This window comes from Pseudomonas sp. AM8, assembly GCF_036346475.1.
Taxonomy (GTDB): domain Bacteria; phylum Pseudomonadota; class Gammaproteobacteria; order Pseudomonadales; family Pseudomonadaceae; genus Aquipseudomonas; species Aquipseudomonas marginalis.
In genome coordinates this window covers 298,020-315,897 of the sequence record NZ_JAOTNX010000006.1, presented here as the reverse complement: position 1 = coordinate 315,897, position 17,878 = coordinate 298,020, and the positions used below count along the sequence as shown (strand labels likewise).

Genomic DNA, 17,878 nt, shown 5'->3' with positions numbered 1-17,878 from the left:
AACGTATGACTGAGCTGTCGCAGGTGTCGGTGACGGCACTCAAGGGTGTCGGCGAGGCCATGGCCGAGAAGCTGGCCAAGGTCGGCCTGGAAAACCTCCAGGACGTGCTGTTCCACCTGCCCCTGCGCTATCAGGATCGCACTCGCGTGGTGCCCATCGGCCAACTGCGTCCTGGGCAGGATGCGGTGGTCGAAGGCACCGTCAGCGGTGCCGACGTGGTGATGGGCAAGCGCCGCAGTCTGGTGGTGCGCCTGCAGGATGGCACCGGCGGCCTGAGCCTGCGCTTCTACCATTTCAGTAACGCACAGAAAGAAGGCCTCAAGCGCGGCACCCGCGTGCGCTGCTACGGCGAAGCGCGCCCCGGCGCCTCCGGCCTGGAGATCTACCACCCGGAATACCGCGCCATTACCGGTGACGAACCGCCGCCGGTGGACACCACCCTCACGCCGATCTACCCGCTCACCGAAGGCCTGACCCAACAGCGCCTGCGCCAATTGTGCATGCAGACCCTGAGCATGCTTGGCCCGCAGAGCCTGCCCGACTGGCTGCCCCTGGAACTGGCCCGCGACTACCAACTGGCGCCACTGGCCGATGCGATCCGCTACCTGCATCACCCCCCTGCGGACGCCGATGTCGACGAACTGGCCCTCGGTCATCACTGGGCCCAGCACCGCCTGGCCTTCGAAGAACTGCTGACTCACCAACTGTCCCAGCAACGCCTGCGCGAAAGCATGCGCTCCCTGCGTGCGCCGGCCATGCCCAAGGCCACGCGCTTGCCTGCGCAATACCTGGCCAACCTCGGCTTTGCGCCGACCGGCGCCCAGCAGCGCGTGGGCAATGAAATCGCCTACGACCTCAGCCAGCACGAGCCGATGCTGCGCCTGATCCAGGGCGACGTGGGCGCGGGCAAGACCGTGGTCGCCGCCCTCGCCGCCCTGCAAGCCCTGGAAGCCGGTTACCAGGTGGCGCTGATGGCGCCCACCGAGATCCTCGCCGAGCAGCACTTCATCACGTTCAAGCGCTGGCTCGAGCCCCTGGGCCTGGAAGTCGCGTGGCTGGCCGGCAAGCTCAAGGGCAAGACGCGCGCGGCCGCGCTGGAGCAGATCGCCGGCGGCGCACCGATGGTGGTGGGTACCCATGCGCTGTTCCAGGACGAAGTGCAGTTCAAGAACCTGGCCCTGGTGATCATCGACGAACAGCACCGCTTCGGCGTGCAACAGCGCCTGGCCCTGCGCCAGAAAGGCGTGGGCGGGCGCATGAACCCGCACCAGTTGATCATGACCGCCACCCCGATCCCGCGCACCCTGGCCATGAGCGCCTACGCCGACCTCGACACTTCGATCCTCGACGAACTGCCCCCCGGCCGCACACCGGTCAACACCGTGCTGGTCACCGACACCCGGCGCGTCGAAGTGATCGAACGTGTGCGCGGCGCCTGTGCCGAAGGCCGCCAGGCGTACTGGGTGTGCACACTGATCGAAGAGTCCGAGGAGCTGACCTGCCAGGCCGCCGAGACCACCTATGAAGACCTCACCAGCGCCCTGGGCGAACTCAAGGTCGGGCTGATCCATGGGCGCATGAAGCCCGCGGAAAAGGCCGCGGTGATGGCTGAATTCAAGGCCGGTAACCTGCAGCTGCTGGTCGCTACCACCGTGATTGAAGTGGGCGTGGACGTGCCCAACGCCAGCCTGATGATCATCGAAAACCCCGAGCGCCTGGGCCTGGCGCAACTGCACCAATTGCGCGGCCGTGTGGGCCGAGGCAGCGCCGCCAGTCACTGCGTGCTGCTCTACCACCCTCCGTTGTCGCAGATCGGCCGCCAGCGCCTGGGCATCATGCGCGAGACCAACGACGGTTTTGTCATCGCCGAGAAAGACCTCGAACTGCGCGGCCCCGGCGAAATGCTCGGCACCCGCCAGACCGGCCTGCTGCAGTTCAAGGTCGCCGACCTGATGCGCGACGCCGACCTGTTGCCCGCCGTGCGCGATGCAGCGCAGGCGTTGCTGGAGCGCTGGCCGGATCACGTCAGCCCGCTGCTGGATCGCTGGCTGCGCCATGGGCAGCAATACGGCCAAGTGTGACGCCTGACGCACTTATCCGACCTACAGGTGTATCAAGCTGGTTATACTTCGGTGACTGTAAGAAATTGGATCAGGCCATGTCAGAAGTTGCCCACGCCACAGCCCCACTGACCGCCCCACCGGTCATTCGGGCTTTGCTCGCAAAACTCGCCATCAGCTACACGGAAGTCACCGAACATCCGGGCCTGAATCCTGCGCAAAAAGTCCAGGCCGTCTTGCTGGAAGACGCGGTGGGCGCCCTGATGGTGCTGTTCCCGCAGAACCAGCTGCTGGACCTCAACCGCCTTACCGAACTCACGGGTCGCCGCCTTACGGCCGTGTCGCCGGACCGCGTCGCGCGCATGCTGGGCAAGCACGACCTGAGCCTGCTGCCGGGCCTGCCGGCACTCACCAGTTCGCCGTGCCTGTACGAAGGCAGCCTGCTCGACGAGCCGAGCCTGCTGGTGCATTCGGGCGAAGCCGGGCTGCTGCTGGAAATCGCCAGCGACGCGTTCAAGACCATGCTCACCAAGGCCAGCGCCGCCCAGTTCGGTGAACCGCTGAGCAACATCCGCCCGAACCTCGACCGTCCCAATGATGACCGTGAGGAAATCACCCAGGCGATGCAGGCGTTTACCGCCCGTCGCATCCAGCAACGCCTGGAAGCGACCATCGAGATTCCACCGCTGGCCGACACCGCCCAGAAGATCATCAAGCTGCGCGTCGACCCCAATGCCACCATCGACGACATCACCGGCGTGGTCGAAACCGACCCGGCCCTGGCCGCCCAAGTGGTGAGCTGGGCTGCGTCGCCTTACTACGCATCGCCGGGCAAGATCCGCTCGGTGGAAGACGCTATCGTGCGCGTGCTGGGTTTTGATCTGGTGATCAACCTCGCCTTGGGCCTGGCCCTGGGCAAGACCTTGAGCCTGCCCAAGGACCACCCGCACCAGGCCACACCGTACTGGCACCAGTCCATCTACACCGCCGCCGTGATCGAAGGCCTGACCCGCGCCATGCCCCGCGCTCAGCGCCCGGAAGCCGGCCTGACCTACCTCGCCGGCCTGCTGCACAACTTCGGCTACCTGTTGCTGGCCCATGTGTTCCCGCCGCACTTCTCGCTGATCTGCCGCCACCTGGAGGTCAACCCGCACCTGTGCCACAGCTATGTGGAGCAACACCTGCTGGGCATCAGCCGCGAGCAGATCGGCGCCTGGCTGATGCGCTACTGGGACATGCCGGACGAGCTGTCCACTGCCCTGCGCTTCCAGCACGACCCGACCTACGATGGGCAATACGCCGAATACCCGAACCTGGTGTGCCTGGCCGTGCGCCTGCTGCGCAGCCGGGGGATTGGGTCCGGGCCGGACGAGACCATCCCGGACGAACTGCTTGAGCGTTTGGGCTTGAGCCGTGACAAAGCGGATGACGTCGTGGCCAAGGTGCTGGATGCCGAGGTGCTGCTGCGCGAATTGGCCTCACAGTTCAGCCAGGCTTAACAGCAGCTGCAAGCTTCAAGTAGTCAGCTTCAAGCTTGCAGCTTGTGGCTCATCGCTTGGAGCGGCGCTTACGCCCCAAATACTTGGTCAACCCCTGGAACCAGATCACCAGCGCCGGGTTGCCCTTGATCTGGATCGACTTGTCCTGAATCCCCGTCATGAACGCCAGTTGCTTGTTCTTCGCCTGCATCGTGGCGAAGCCGTAGGCGGCATCCTTGAACGCGATGGCGAACGCCGGCGCCGGGTGAACGCCCGAGCGGCTGGTGATGCGTTGGTCTTTGACGATGAAGTGACGGGCAACCTTGCCGTCGAGGGTCTGCAACTGGAACGCGAGGTCTTTGTCACCCAGCTGTTGCTGGAAGGCAGGATTGGTGCGGCTGGCTTTGCCCATCATCAGGCCCAGCACCCACAGGAGAAGACGAAATTTCATGCACACGGCCTCGGTGTAATTATTGAGTGGCCGCAGCAGTTTAACCAATTGCAAAAAGAACGCTACCGATCTTGCGCATTAGCGGAAGATCGGCTGGCGTTTGACGCTTATAGCAGCATGTTACTTAAACGTTAGGGCAAGGCACCGGTGCCCAGTCGACCAGGTTAGGATCGCGGCAAGTGCCTTCGATCTGCGCTTTACCGGCGCTGGCGACCTTCTTGCTTTCATCCTGCTTGGTCTGGGCGGTCTGGAAGGTTTTCTCGGTGCTCACGGCTTCTGTTGGTACGGTTGGAAGCGGTGGCTTCTTCGGTGGCTTGGTGCCGGTACCTTTCTTCTTGCCCGGCGTCACAACGGGCGTTACATCGGCCTTGGCCACGGTGACCACGTCGGCACGCTGTACGCCGACCTGCTGTAGGTCTTTCTCGTAGGCCTGGGTGTAGTTGTTCAGGTCTTCGGCGGCTTTGCCGTTGACCGCCACGATCAGGTCATTGGATTCCTTCAGGCCCGAAACGATTTCCGCCAGGCGCTTGCGGCCTTCGGTGTCGTTGACGGTCTTGGCTTTGCGATCAGCCACCAACTTGGTGAATGCGCTCTGGTAGCACTGCTGGGACGCCCTGGCGTACGCGGTGCTGCGGTCGATGTCGGAGGCGCTTTTGTTCACGTCAGCCGCATACGAGGCAATGCGCTGGTTGTCGTCGGCGATCTGCTTCTGACGCTCGGTGTAGTAACCCGCTGCGCCGCCGGCCAGGGCCCCGCCCGCTGCGCCGATGGCGGCGTTACGGCCACGTTTTTCCTTGTCGCCGGTCAGGGCGCCGAGCAGGGCACCGCCGGCCGCGCCGATGGCCGCACCGGTCACCACCGACTTGGTCATGTTCGAATCGGTGGCGCGCAAGTGCTGCACCGGCTCGTAGCAGTTAGGGTAGTACTCGACCTTGGTGCTCGACGCGACCTTGGAGGCCGGCGACGTGGCGCAGCCGGTCAGCACAGTGCTGAAACCGGCCGCGATCAGCAGCAAGTGACGCTTGGAAACCGCCTTACGGGAAAAAAGCATAGGTTGTGTTCTCTTCTAAGTTTGACTTGCCCAGTGCGGCCACTGCCGCCTGAGTCCCTTCCAAGCTCGCCATACAGCCAGCGATCAGCGCTGACCGCTCGCTGCGAGCAATTCCTTCAAGATCGTCGCCGGGTCGGCCCGCTGTTGCTTGCGGTAGTTGCCGACATGGCGAACGAACAGTGTTGCGCGCGTCACCAGGCTCTTGCCGAGCACGGGCTTGCGATCCAACTCTTCCTTGATCCGTTGAAACTGCGCCTGGATCACCGCATCGGTGTAACGCGTGCCGGTGGCCAGGTTGTCGATATAGATCGCCACCGCGCCATCGAGGGCGCTGCGTCCGTTCTCGATAGCCGTGGCAAACAGTGCCGCGCTGGCCTCTTCCTTGTTGTCCAGGGCCTGCTGGCGACTCTTCTGCAGGTTGGCCAGGCGGATGTTGTAGTTGCTGATGGTCTCGGCCACCAGCGCGGCCGACTGAATCAGGTTGCCCGCCGCTTCTTCGCGTTGCTGGGCGATCAGCGAGACATTGCGCTTGAGTTCTTCATTGACCAGCCCCAACTCGGCCTGCAGCTTGGGGTCGACGCTGGCGGCGATGATGCTGTCCAGGCGCTTGGTCGGGTCCTGGGCGTCGTCGATGGCGTCGGTCAGCGAGGCCAGGCGGCCTTCTTTCTGCCACTGCGCAAACAACTCCTTGTAACGCGAGCGCGGCGCCGACAACGCCCCGATTGCCACGCGGAATCCCGTGGTCTCGTTGCTTTGCTCGGTGCCGTCGGCGGCGAACAGCGGGTATTCGCGGCGCATGCCGGTAAACAGCGTGCCCTCGCCTTCGAGGTAGTTGCCGCCCTTGACCACAAAGCCGCCGTAGGTGCCCTGACGACGACCGGCGTGCACCAGCTGGAAGGACTCCTGGACCATTTCCGCGGCGTTGCCGATCACGTCGAACATGCCGATGGGGTTGGGCAGCTTGGTACCGATAGGCATCAAGCGTGCGGCCTGGCCAGTACCGCCGGCGACCTGGTTGAACACCGCGTAATCACCCAGCGGGCCATCGCTTTCACTGCCTTCGGTGCGGCGTGGAAACAGGCGCCCTTCCAAGTCCTGGCGACTCACCGCCTGGCCACCGCGTGCGGCGAACTCCCACTCCACTTCAGTGGGCAGGCGCACGAAACCCAGGCCGCCGTCTTCCGCCGACGACCCACGACCGCTCACCGGCAGCAAATCGCGGTGGTATTTCATCAGCCAGGCGCTGTACACCGCCGAGAAGCGCTCAGCCTCAAAGCGCGACAGCTTCACCTTGGGCAAACGCCCGGCCATGCCGGTGGGCGCATCGCACGCCGGTGCCGGTTCGCCACTGGCCAGGGATTGCGCCTGGGCCATCACCTGGGCGTACTGGCGGGCGGTCACTTCGTACTTGCCGATGAAGTACAGCATGGGCTTGAGCGGGGTCTTGGCGTCGGTCTTCGGCATCAACGGCGCGATGACTTTGCTCCAGTCTTTCGGCAAGTCCTTGAGGGTGAACTGGCCGTTGATAAAGTCGCGGCGGTAGCCGGAGATAAATGACTGCTGGTAACCCGCCTCGCCTTCGGCGAAGGGGTAGCCGAGACTGATCTCGCGGTCATCCAAGGTCCCTTGGGCCAGCACGTAGGCGTAGCGGAACACCATAGTGCCTTCGCACGGCAGCGGCAGGCTGACGTCGTCGGGCAACGGCTTGGGGTTGTCGAGCTTGTCGCTCGCTTCATCGGCCATGGCCAGCGAGGCCAGGCTCAGCGCCACAACGGCGCCCAGTAACTTATACATCTCTGATTCCTTCAGAAGCCTGGATACGCGCCACTCGCCAACCACCACAGGCTGCCGCCACGGCGCTGACGCCAAGGACTGCAACCAGGGCCAGGCCATAGTGACGCGCCAGCAGGTGGCTGGCGTGTTCGCCCGGCACCTGCACGAATAACTTGTTCAACGCGGCCTCGGCCAGGCCATACAGCCCAACGCTGAGTAAAGCGGCAAACCCTGCGCTGTACAGCGCCTGCAGCACCACAAACAGCAACAGCGCGCCGGTGGAAAACCCCAACAGGCGCAACACCGACAATTCCCGGCGCTTGCGTGCCACAGCGGCCAACGCCCCGGCGAAGATCGCCGCAAACGCGCCCGCCAAGGCCAGCCCGGCGATGATCCAGAAGACGATCGACAGGTTGCGGCTCAGCGACTGCACCTGGGCGATCGTCTGTGCCTGGGTCGATACCAACAGATTCTGCCCGGCGAAAAATACCCGCAGCGGCTCCACATCGGCCAGGCTGCGCGCATACAAGCGAAACGCCGGATACACCCGCTGCTCGCTCACACCCACCTCGTCACCGGCCCAACCCAACGCCGGTACCGCACGGCCATCGCGGTAATCTTCCGCCGCTTCCAGCAATCTCAAATCGGCAAACAACCCATCCCGGGCGAAGGCTTCCAGCGGCAGCACCGCCAGTACCTGCAAGCGCGTGCGCTGGGCTTCTACACGCCCCGCCACTTGCCGCGCAAAGCTGGTCTCCAGCCAATCCCCAGGCCGCGCCGCAAGCTTCTCGGCAGCGGTGTGGCTCAGCACGATCCGGTCCAGGCCCCTGGGCATCGGCAGGCCGTTCAGCAGCGGATCACCCGCAGCGGTCGGCAGCATTTCCAGGGTCAGCGTGCCCACCTGCGCCGTCGCCGCAATCTGCCGCGTGCGCGGTAAGGCGAACGCCACATCGCTGCGCTGGCCGAGCTGTTCGACAAATGCGCTGCTGAATCGACCACCGCCCAGCGGAATAATTTCACGGGTGGCCGGATCGGTCTCCAAACGTTCGGTCAAACTGCTAACCAGTCCAAATTTCAGGCCGAACAACACCAGCAACGGCGCAATCACCGCCACCAGCGCCAACACCGAACAGGCCGACAGCCAGGCATCGTTGCGGTAATCCTGAAAGGCCAGGGACGCCACCAAAGGGATGCGCATCAGCACGCCTCCCCAAGGGTCGCGGTGACGCCGCCATCGGTATCGCGACGGCAACTGATGCGCCGCACCTGCAAGCCACTGGCACGGGCCAAGGGTTCGTCATGGGTGGCGATCACACAGGCGGCGCGGTGCTCGCGGGCCTGGGCCAGCAGGGCCTGCATTACGCGCTCGGCATTCAGCGGGTCAAGGGACGCCGTCGGTTCATCGGCCAGCACCAGTTGCGGTGCATGGGCCAGGGCGCGGGCGCAGCTCACACGCTGGCGCTGGCCCACCGACAACGCAGCCGGCTTCTTGGCCAACTGGTCGCTGATCTCCAGCTGTTCCGCCAGGCGCGTCACGCTGCCATCGTCTTTCAACCCCAGCAGTTGCCGGGACAGCGCGATATTGCTGCGCACATCCAGAAAGCCCAGCAGCCCGCCGGTTTGCAGCACATAGCCCAAATGCTGGCTGCGCAGCCCGGCCAGGGTGGATTGCTGATCGGCGCGCCACAGTCCACCAATGTCCTGCCGGTTGAATTCGAACCGGCCCACCTGATCCGGCGCCAGTACCAGCGCCAACAGATCCAGCAAGGTGCTCTTGCCGCACCCGCTCGGCCCGACAATTGCCAATTGCTCGCCGGCACGCAGGTGCAGCGCCGGGATCACCAGGCTGTAACGCTGGCTGCCGACACCCCGGCTTTTGTGCACCGCGCTCAAGTTCAGCATTACGGCAGTGTCGACAACGGCACGCGGTACAACGCATCACCCGGTTCGGCATCGCCGAAACGGACCCAGTTGGCCAGGTCATTGTGGAAGGTTTCGTAGAGGCGGATTTTCGAATCCAGCTCGTCGATAAAGTCTTCCTGCTCGGCCACGCTCAACGACAACCACAGGTCCTGGGTCATGTTCAGCGACTTGCTGCGGTACGGCAGGCCTTCCAGGTATTCGCCGAGAATGCCGCCGTCGGCCAGGTTGCCGCCCTTGCGCAGGGCTTGGGGGTCGCGGCTCATATAGGCCGAGGCGCTGGCGATTTCCTGGAAGAAATCCTTGGGCGAGGTCTGGGTCTTGCGCGCCGCATCGACGATCAGTTTCAGCGACTGTTGCAGGTCGTTGAGCTGCAATTTGGTCAGCATCACGCACACCTGGAACGCCGGCAGCGCGGGATTGGTCAGGTCGCGGTCGGCGGTCCAGGCACTGACCAGTTGCGGCGCCTGGCTGGCGTTGCGGCGCCCGAGGAAGTCCATGTGCATGGCATAGCCGACCGCGGCGGATTTGTCCGCCAGGCTCGGCGCGGCACTCAGCAGCGGCACCGCTTGCGGCGTATTGCTGCGCACCTGGTGCACGAGGTTGGCGAACACGCTGCCGATCTCGTCGACACGCTCGCCCAGCTTGCGCACATCGCCACCCGGCACCGGCGTGTACAGGTCGCCGATCTGCGGGTTGGCGTCCGCGGTGAGGGTGCGGTATTGGCTCTCGGCGCCGGCGTGGGTTTTCTTGCCGGCGTCGGTGCGCAGGTGCAGCGCGTAGATCTTGATCTGCTTGCCCAGTGCGGCCTGGCGCACTTCGGCTTCGTTCATCTGGGTGGCGGCAAACGGGTCGTTCTTGCGCAACGCCCCGGCATCGGTGACCAGCAGGATGATACGACCGCCGTAGCCGGACCAGTCCATGCCGTCCACGGCCTGCATCACCCCGGCAAACGCGTCCTCGTTGAAGGAGTGGCTGGACACGGTGGACGCCTTGACCTGGCGCGCCATGTCGAGGAAGCGTTGCGGGTCGCGGCCCTGGTCGAGGCTGATCAGGGTCTTGGCCACGTATTCCAGGCCTGGGGTTTTCTTGATGCTGCTGCGGAAACCGACCATGCCGAAGCTGACACTGTCCAGCTCGCCACGCTCGGCGATACGGGTTTGCAGCTCGTGCACCACATCGCGGATCTGGTCGATGTAAGGCTGCATGGAAACCGTGGTGTCCACCACCAGCACCACGGCAGTGCGGAAGGCGTCGGCATTGGCGTTGACCACCGGGGTCGATGGTTTGGCCGCAGCGTTGCTGCCCGGGTCGATGGAGGCGACGTTAAGCAACTGCACCGGCTGGCCGTTTTCGTCGAAGCTCTCCTTGGCGTCGAAGATCGGCAACAGGTAGAACTGGTTCTGCGGCACCGCGCTGGCGGCCGGCTCCAGGGCCAGGACCTGGCCGTTGTCGTCGCTGTTCTTCTGCGCCTTGGCCAGCACGCCTTTGGCAGCGGCTGGATCGGCGAGCAACTTTTCCACTTCGCCGGATTGGCGCAGGAACATCACCGGCGCCCGGCCGGAGCGTTCGGTGAACTTGAGCACGAGGCTTTGCTTCCAGTCGCTGACCTGGGCGGCCGGCAACCAGCCGTCGCTGCGGCCATCGGTGGCGGCACCGACGCGCACCCACGGGCTGCCGTCGACGTCTTTGCGCTGGTACACATACAGCACGGAGAACGCCGGCAGGGCCTTGCCAGGCGCGCTGCCGGCGTCATTCGCCAGCTTGGCGCCGGGCTTGCTGAGCACGCGCTGGAACAAAGTCTTCTTACCGGCCATCAACAACGGCCGTTGGCCGCCGTCCACTTCGGCGGCCGCAGTGGGCGTTGCCGGGGGCACGTCGGCGACCGCCGCCGGTGACTTGGCCTGAGGCACGACGGCAGCCGGCGGCTTGGCCGGCTCATCACTGCCGCTCAACCACCAGTAACTGCCGCCACCAATGGCCAATGCGACGGCCACCGCCACGGCGGCCAGTGCCAGCACCGGCCCACGACGCTGCTCGGACACGGCGTTATGCTGGGTCGGCGTCACCACCGGCTGGCGCACCGGTTGCGGCTGGGGTCTGTCGGTCGGGATGTCGATGGTGACCGGGGTCATGCCCGCCAGATCAAAACTCAGCGGGATCGGCAACGGCCGCACCAGCGTGGCCTCCGGCGACTCCGCAGGCAGGTTATCCAGCGCCTGCAGCAACGCCGCCGCATCCGGGAAACGCTCCGCCGGGTCCTTGGCCAACAGCTTGCGCAGCACGCCCTGATAACGCCCGTGGTGCACCGGCAATTCCGGCAAGGGTTCGGTCAGGTGCGCCAGCGCGGTGGACAGCGCGTCGTTGCCGTTGTACGGCAGCTTGCCGACGAGGATTTCATACAGCACCACGCCCAGCGCGTAGAGGTCGGCACGGCCATCGATCTCCTGGCCCCGCGCCTGCTCCGGGCTCATGTAGCTCGGCGTGCCCACGGCAAAGCCGGCCTGGGTGAATTGGGTGCGGTCGTCCAGGGACTTGGCAATGCCAAAGTCCGACAGCACCGCCGTGCCATCGGCGCGGAACAGGATGTTTGCCGGCTTGACGTCGCGGTGCACCAGCCCCTGGGCATGGGCATAGCCCAGCGCCGAGGCGATCTGGCGGATCAGCGTAATGCCCTGCTCCGGCGTCAGGCCGGCGGCGATGCGCTCCTTGAGCGTGCCGTTGGGCAGGTATTCCATGGCCATGTAGTACAGCTCACCGACATTGCCGATGTCATGGATGGTCACCGTGTGCGGGTGGGACAGCCGCGCCAGGGTCTTGCCCTCGCGCAGGAAACGTTCGCAGAAGCTCGGGTCGGCCGCCAGCGCCGCCGCCATCACCTTCAGCGCCACCTTGCGCTCCAGGGAGCGCTGGGTCGCCAGGTACACGCTGGCCATGGCGCCTTCGCCGATCTCGCCGTCGATGTCATAGCCCGGAATCACAATGTTCATGCCGATACCTTCACGACGATGGCGGTGATGTTGTCCGGCGCGCCACGGTTGAGCCCCAGGTGCACCAGGCTTCGCACGATTTCATCCGGCGCGTCGTGGCTGAGCACTTCGCGGATCTCATGGTCGTCGACGGTCTTGTTCAGGCCATCGCTGCACAGCAGGTAGCTGTCGCCGGGGGCGATCAGCAGGTCGACCACCGCCAGTTCCAGCTGGGCTTCCACGCCAATGGCGCGGGTGACGATGTTGGCGCGCGGGTGCACGCGGGCATCGGCTTCGCTGAGCAGGCCGCTGTCCTGCAGGTCCTGGACGTAGCTGTGGTCGCGGGAGATGCCTTCGAGCACGCCGTCGCGCAGGCGGTACAGGCGGCTGTCGCCGGCCCACAGGCACACACCGCGCAAACCGCGCGCGGCGAGCACCACCACCGTGCTGCCCATCATGGTCACGCCACGGTTGGCGGTTTCTTCACGCACGGCGGCGTTGATGCGGGTCAGGTCATTGCGCAGGGCTGCCGAGTACTCGTCGAGGGAACGGCCCATCGGCACGCTGCGCAGGCTGTCGACGATCAGGCTGCTGACATAATCCCCCGCCGCGTGCCCGCCCATGCCGTCGGCCACCACCCACAGGCGGTTTTCCGGCAGGTCCAGGCACGCGTCTTCGTTGACCTGGCGAACCATGCCCACATGGCTTTTGCTCGCGGATTTGTACGTCGACCCCATCTACACCACACCTTCTTGTCCGAGCAGAAACTGCGCAAAATCGCCGGCGGCAGGCAGGCCCTGACACCGCAATAAACCAGGGGAAATCGTCTGCGAACCACGCCCCCACCACAGGCTCGCACCGTCGCAGGCCTGTTCGGCGAGCGCGGTCATGCGCTGGTGCGGCACGCTGGCCGCCACGCGCTGCAGGCCGGCGAAACGGCTGTCCACCGCACGCGGCTCGGTCGCCGGTAAGCCCAGGTCATCGAGGCCAGTGTTGAAGCGTTCAAACGTGGCGCCGGCATCCAGGGTGCTGAGCAACAGCTCTTCGGCCTGCTCAAACCAGCTGTCCGGCCCGCCCACCAGGGACGCCGGGTTGATGTCGTGATCGAGCAAGGTGACCACCGCCAACGGGAAATAGCGCCCGACCCGGTCAATGCTCGGCATCACCACGCCCGCCGCCGCGTCCGGCCCGCACACGCCGGGCGCCAGCACAAAGCGCCATAGAGGGCTGACCAGGTACGCATTGAGCCAGTCGGCGCCGAGGCTGTTCTGGCTGGCGAGCAACCCCGCCGCCAGCCAGCTGTCCCACGGGCCGATAAAGCTCTGGGGCAAGGCACGGCTGACGAAGTCTCCGCGACTGGCCAGCTTGCCGTAGAAACCCAGCGTCGTCATAGCCGCTCCGGCAGGCTGAAGCCACTGAGCACACGGCTCTTGAACGGGTTGAAGGCGCTGTTGGCACGCAACTCGTAGGCGATGCTCGCACCGTCGACCCGCAGGCGCAGGTTGAAGCGGTCCGGCGAGTTGCCGGCGGTGAGGTCCGATTGCTCCAGCAGGCGGAACCAGGCCCACGGCCCGTCGAGGGTCACGCCCGAGCGACCACTGGCCGACGGCGGCATGATCGAGATACGCACCACGCCAATGCTGCCGGGGTTCGGCCATTGCATCGCCACCGGGCGGCTGGGGCCGTGGTCGTAGCTCAATTGCTGGCCGTCGAGGTCGAGCAGGAACTGGGTGATCGTCGGGTCCATCGACACCGGCTTGAGTTCAAAACGCACGATCGGTTGGGTGCCACCGGAGCGGAAAAACGCATCGCGGATCGTCGCCGCGCGCTGGAAGGTTTGCAGCACGCCCGGCGCAATCCCGAGTTTCTGTGCCGCGCCCGGCTGCCAGCGCCAGGTCTGTGCCGAGGTGTCCACGTACGGCTGCAGGTATTTGCGGAAGTAGTTGTCCATCACCCCGCCCACGCCGAAGAACTGGCCGAAGTCATCCAGGGTCGCATCCCGCGCACTGCCCGGCGACATCGGGTAACGACCGGCCAGGGACTGGCGGTACACGTTGACCACTTCGCTGACCCACGCCGCGTTCAGTTGGTTACGCACCCCGCCCATCATGCTGTTGGTGGTGGAGTTGACCACCGACTTGACCATGCCCTGCACCAGCGGAGGTTGGCGCTCGGCGTTCAGGCTGACCCGTGTGGCCGCAGCCGCCGCCTGGTTCTTCGCCTCGCCAAGCAAGGCATCGCCGCTGGCCCCGACCATGGCGCTGACCTGCACATACAGCGCGTTCATGTCCGACAACAGGCCGTCGATGGCCGCCGGTTCGCCTTCGTTCTTGCTGACGATACTGTTGAGTTCGGCAAAGTGCGCGGTCACCGGATCATCCGCCGCCGCCGGTGCATTGGCCGTCGGTTGCTCCTGGCCGAGCAGGCTGCCGAGGCGCTCCTTGAGCTTGTCGACGCCACCTTCCACCGGCACGCCTTTGGCGGCCAATTGGCGCTCTTCGGCTTGCAGATCGGTTTCCTTGGCCACGGCCACCAGCAGTTTTTTCAGCGGCGAACTCGGGCCGGAAATCACCCGCAGCACATCGGCTGCCTGGGCCACGCTGGTGATCGGCACAAAGTCGATATCGGCGAGCAACGCATCCCATTGGCGCTGATAGTCCTGGAAATACAGGCGACGCACATCGGCGGCCAGGCTGACCACGTTCTGCTGATCGGCCTGCTCATGGCCCAGCACCCATTGCTCTTCAGCCAGGGTGCCGGTCTGGTTCAGGCTGCTGAGCAAAAACGCCTGGCGATAGCCCTTGGCGGTGAAAAAGCCACTCAACGGCTCGCCCAGCGGCTTGCCGCTTTTACGGCTGAACACCAGCGCGGCATCGCGGCCAGCGGCTTCGTTGATACGGAAGTCCGGGATACCTTCAGGCAGTTTCTGGCGTTTGACCCGGTCGTAGACGCGCTGGGCCACCGGCAGCTGTTGCAACTGGCGACGCAGATCGTCGATCAAGCGCGGGTCAAGGCGCGCATTCGGCGGATGGCGCTCGAACAGCGCCTGCAAGTGCCCGGTCAACGCCTGGCGCTGATCGGCCGGCAGATCGCGCGGCAGGTTGCGGTCCCAGTCGAGGGCGATCCAGGCCTTGATGAAGTCCGGGTCGTAATGCTCGCTGTCGGCGAGCATCAGGTAGGCCTTGAGGCCTTCGTAGAGGAAGTCGGAGTTGCCGCCGCCGTGCAGTTGCTCCTCGATGCGCGTCACCAGGCGCGGCGCGAACACGGCGATCAACAGCTTGCGATAGACGCTGGCGGACTCGGCTTCGAGCATATCGCCCTGATACAGCCCCAGGCCTTCGGACCAGCTCGGCGAATCCCCCGCGAGGTTCTTCACCGCATTGAGCAGCGGCAGCACCGCGAGCACTTCACGCTGCGCCGGGCTGAGGTTCTGGACGGTCTGGCCCAGTGGCGCGACCCTTTGGTCGACCTGGGCGATATACGCCTGGTTGGCGCGATAACTCACCCACCACAGGCTGCTGACCACGATCACCAAGGCCACGGTGGCCGCGAGTACACCGCGTGCGATCCACGTGCGCCGACGCTCGACTTTCGGGTTAACGCCCACCAGTCCTCGTTCGGCAAAGGCCACGGCGGTGAAGAGTTTTTCGATGAAGTAACTGCGCCCGGTGCCGCTCTGGCGCGCCAGGTGCTGGCGGTCCAGGTTCATGCTCTGGGCCATGGCGCCGATCAGGCGATCGATCGGGCTGCCTTCCTGGGTGCCGCTGGTGAAGTACACGCCGCGCAGCAACACGCGCTCTTCAAAGGCATTGGGCTTGAACACGCCTTCGAGGAAGCTTTGCAGGCAGTCCTTCAATGCGCCGAACTGCTGCGGAAAACCGTAGATCAGGTCGCGCCGCGCCGGGTCGCGCTCCTGTTGCAGGCGCTCCACCAGGCGTTCGTTGAGGCGCTGCTCGAGGCCGGCGAATTCGCTTTGCAGGTGCGCCAGGGGGCTGTCGCTGTTCTTGCCGTCGTCCAAGGCAAAGGTCATGCCCCAGACCTGGGCGCGTTCTTCCTTGCTCAGGTTGTCGAAGAACTCCATGAAGCCCGGCACCAGGTCGAGCTTGGTCAGCATCAGGTAGATCGGGAAACGCACGCCCAATTGGGTGTACAGCTCCTGGATACGCAGGCGGATCGCCGCCGCGTGGGCCGCGCGTTCGGCATCGGTGCCCAGCAGCAGGTCCGACAGGCTGATGGCGATAAAGGCGCCATCGATCGGGCGGCGCGAGCGCTGCTTTTTCAGCAGGTCGAGAAAGCCCAGCCAGGCGGCTTTGTCCACCGTGGAATTGCTGTCCTGGGTGGTGTAGCGGCCAGCGGTGTCGAGCAATACCGCCTGGTCGGTAAACCACCAGTCACAGTGACGCGTACCGCCAACACCGCGCACCGCCCCGGCGCCCAACTGGGCCGCCAGCGGAAAGTGCAGCCCGGAGTTGACCAGCGCCGTGGTCTTGCCCGAACCCGGCGGGCCGATAATCACGTACCACGGCAGCTCGTAGAGGTTGCGGCGTTCGTCGCCACCGAGCTTGGCCTTTTTCAGCAGCGCCAGGGCTTCGTCCATGCGCTGGCGCAGGGTGGTGAGCTCTTCGGCGGTCGCCACGCTGTTGGGGTCGGCCGGGGTTTCGGCCGCCAGGCTGCGCATCACTTCGGCCGCTTGGCGCCGCGCCTGGATGATGCGGAACACGCGGTAGGCGATCCACACCGCAAACACCAGGATGATCAGCGCCCAACGGCGCCCTTCCGGCACCAGCACGTCGAGCAACGGCCCCACAAACCAGATGATCAGGCTCAGGGCGATCAGGCCCAGCACGGGGATCACCCAGCGAATCATGAAACTGAAAAACGCCTTCACTCGACGCCCTCCGCCAATACGGTGATTTCAACCCGACGATTGCGGGCACGGCCTTCGGCAGTTGCGTTGGTCGCCAACGGCTCGGTGTCGCTGCGGCCCTCGGCACTGAAGCGATCAGCTTGGCCGGTCTTGGCCGCGAGGATCTCCAATACCGACTTGGCCCGCGCTTCGGACAAGGCCCAGTTGGATGGGAAACGCAGCGTGGCAATCGGGCGGTTGTCGCTGTGCCCGGTGACGCGCACCTGGCCCTTGACCTTGCGGATGGCGTCGGCGATGCGCAGCATCAGCGGCTGGTAGTCATCGACGATGCTGGAACTGGCGGACGCAAACAGCTCATCGCCACGAATGGTGACCACGGAGCGGTCGACCTTGTCTTCCACCGCGACGCGACCGGCCTTGATGTCTTCCGCCAGGAAGCCGGCCAGACGCGGACGCTCGATCACTTTTGGTTGCGCCACGGGACGGTCGATGGCCTGCACCGGGATCTCGCCCAGGGCATGGATGTTCTTGAACACCGGTTCAGCCTGCGCCGCGAGCAGCAGGCGCAAGGTGAACAGCAAGGCCAGCAACAACGCCAGGCCAATCGCCACGGCGATCCACGGCGGCATGAACTGCGCCAGCCGATCACGCGCGACGGTGACGCCGCGCCAATGGGGCGACAGCTCGCGCTCGTGGTCACCGCGAGCACTGCGAATCGCCGCCGCCGTGCGCTCACGCAAGGCTTCCAATTGGCTGCGACCGTCGTTCATCACGCGGTAACGGCCTTCGAACCCCAGGCACATGCACAGGTACAACAGCTCCAGCAGGTACAGGCGCTCCCGTGGACTTTGCAGGCAGTGGTCGAGCAACTGGAAGACTTTTTCGCCCCCCCAGGCTTCGTTGTGCACCGTGATCAACAGGCTCTGCTTGCCCCAATCGCTGGTGCTGCCCCACGGCGTGCTCAACACCGCTTCATCGAGGGCGGTGCACAGCGCGTAGCGCGCCAGCAGCACCTCGTTGCGGGCCACGCCAGCGGCTTCGGCGCGTTCTTCGAACTGGCGCAGGTACGCCAGCAACTGCGCGCGCAGGCTGGCCGGCGCCGGGTGCGCGATGGTGTTGCGCAGGCGCGTCAACAGCGCCAACAGCGGGCCGGCGGCGCTTTCCAGCGGGTTCAGGCCCTGGCTTTTGCCGGTGAGGATCGGCGCGGCCGGCATCGACAGCGGGGCCGGCTCGGCACGCGCGGGTTCCGGCGCGCGGCCACCCGGGCGCGGCATGAACTGGGTGCGGTCGTCATCATTGGGATGCATCG

The 17,878-nt window shown here is 65.3% G+C and carries 12 protein-coding genes; 2 read left to right on the top strand and 10 right to left on the bottom strand.

Annotated features, from left to right (window positions below; genetic code table 11):
- The first annotated feature begins 5 nt into the window (after window positions 1–5).
- Together recG and V3W40_RS17040 are read left to right on the top strand one after the other, a co-directional pair.
- A complete protein-coding gene (gene recG / locus V3W40_RS17045; RefSeq protein WP_065926719.1) occupies window positions 6–2,081 on the top strand; it encodes an ATP-dependent DNA helicase RecG in 2,076 nt (691 codons plus the stop codon).
- A gap of 77 nt (window positions 2,082–2,158) precedes the next feature.
- Entirely contained in the window at window positions 2,159–3,559 is a 1,401-nt protein-coding gene (locus tag V3W40_RS17040) for an aminoacyl-tRNA deacylase and HDOD domain-containing protein (protein ID WP_330215383.1), read from the top strand.
- Window positions 3,560–3,608: 49 nt separating this feature from the next.
- Here V3W40_RS17040 and V3W40_RS17035 read toward each other — a convergent pair whose 3' ends face one another.
- From V3W40_RS17035 to V3W40_RS16990, 10 genes are all read right to left on the bottom strand, one after another.
- Complete coding sequence (locus V3W40_RS17035) at window positions 3,609–3,989, bottom strand: helicase (protein ID WP_330215382.1); 381 nt, start codon at window positions 3,987–3,989, stop codon at window positions 3,609–3,611.
- Window positions 3,990–4,113: 124 nt separating this feature from the next.
- Window positions 4,114–5,040 carry a type VI secretion system-associated lipoprotein TagQ gene (tagQ, locus tag V3W40_RS17030; RefSeq protein WP_027608277.1) on the bottom strand — a complete coding sequence of 309 codons (927 nt, stop codon included), beginning with the start codon at window positions 5,038–5,040 and terminating at the stop codon, window positions 4,114–4,116.
- A gap of 84 nt (window positions 5,041–5,124) precedes the next feature.
- Window positions 5,125–6,783 carry a formylglycine-generating enzyme family protein gene (locus V3W40_RS17025; RefSeq protein ID WP_242001056.1) on the bottom strand — a complete coding sequence of 553 codons (1,659 nt, stop codon included), beginning with the start codon at window positions 6,781–6,783 and terminating at the stop codon, window positions 5,125–5,127.
- 43 nt (window positions 6,784–6,826) lie between these two features.
- Window positions 6,827–8,011 carry an FtsX-like permease family protein gene (locus V3W40_RS17020; RefSeq protein ID WP_065926722.1) on the bottom strand — a complete coding sequence of 395 codons (1,185 nt, stop codon included), beginning with the start codon at window positions 8,009–8,011 and terminating at the stop codon, window positions 6,827–6,829.
- Complete coding sequence (locus V3W40_RS17015; RefSeq protein ID WP_074847988.1) at window positions 8,011–8,715, bottom strand: ABC transporter ATP-binding protein; 705 nt, start codon at window positions 8,713–8,715, stop codon at window positions 8,011–8,013. Before V3W40_RS17015 ends, V3W40_RS17020 begins: the two co-directional genes overlap by 1 nt.
- Window positions 8,715–11,723, bottom strand: a complete 3,009-nt coding sequence (locus V3W40_RS17010) for a serine/threonine-protein kinase (protein WP_330215381.1) — start codon at window positions 11,721–11,723, stop codon at window positions 8,715–8,717. Before V3W40_RS17010 ends, V3W40_RS17015 begins: the two co-directional genes overlap by 1 nt.
- The gene (locus V3W40_RS17005) at window positions 11,720–12,439 is read right to left on the bottom strand and encodes a PP2C family protein-serine/threonine phosphatase (protein ID WP_065926725.1); all 720 of its coding nucleotides are present in this window, start codon (window positions 12,437–12,439) and stop codon (window positions 11,720–11,722) included. Before V3W40_RS17005 ends, V3W40_RS17010 begins: the two co-directional genes overlap by 4 nt.
- Entirely contained in the window at window positions 12,440–13,093 is a 654-nt protein-coding gene (tagF, locus tag V3W40_RS17000) for a type VI secretion system-associated protein TagF (protein WP_330215380.1), read from the bottom strand.
- Entirely contained in the window at window positions 13,090–16,590 is a 3,501-nt protein-coding gene (gene tssM, locus V3W40_RS16995) for a type VI secretion system membrane subunit TssM (RefSeq protein WP_065926727.1), read from the bottom strand. The genes tagF and tssM overlap by 4 nt, the downstream gene beginning before the upstream one ends.
- Window positions 16,587–17,876: a DotU family type VI secretion system protein gene (locus V3W40_RS16990; RefSeq protein ID WP_027608269.1), complete on the bottom strand. Its 1,290-nt coding sequence runs from the start codon at window positions 17,874–17,876 to the stop codon at window positions 16,587–16,589. Before V3W40_RS16990 ends, tssM begins: the two co-directional genes overlap by 4 nt.
- Window positions 17,877–17,878: the final 2 nt, after the last annotated feature.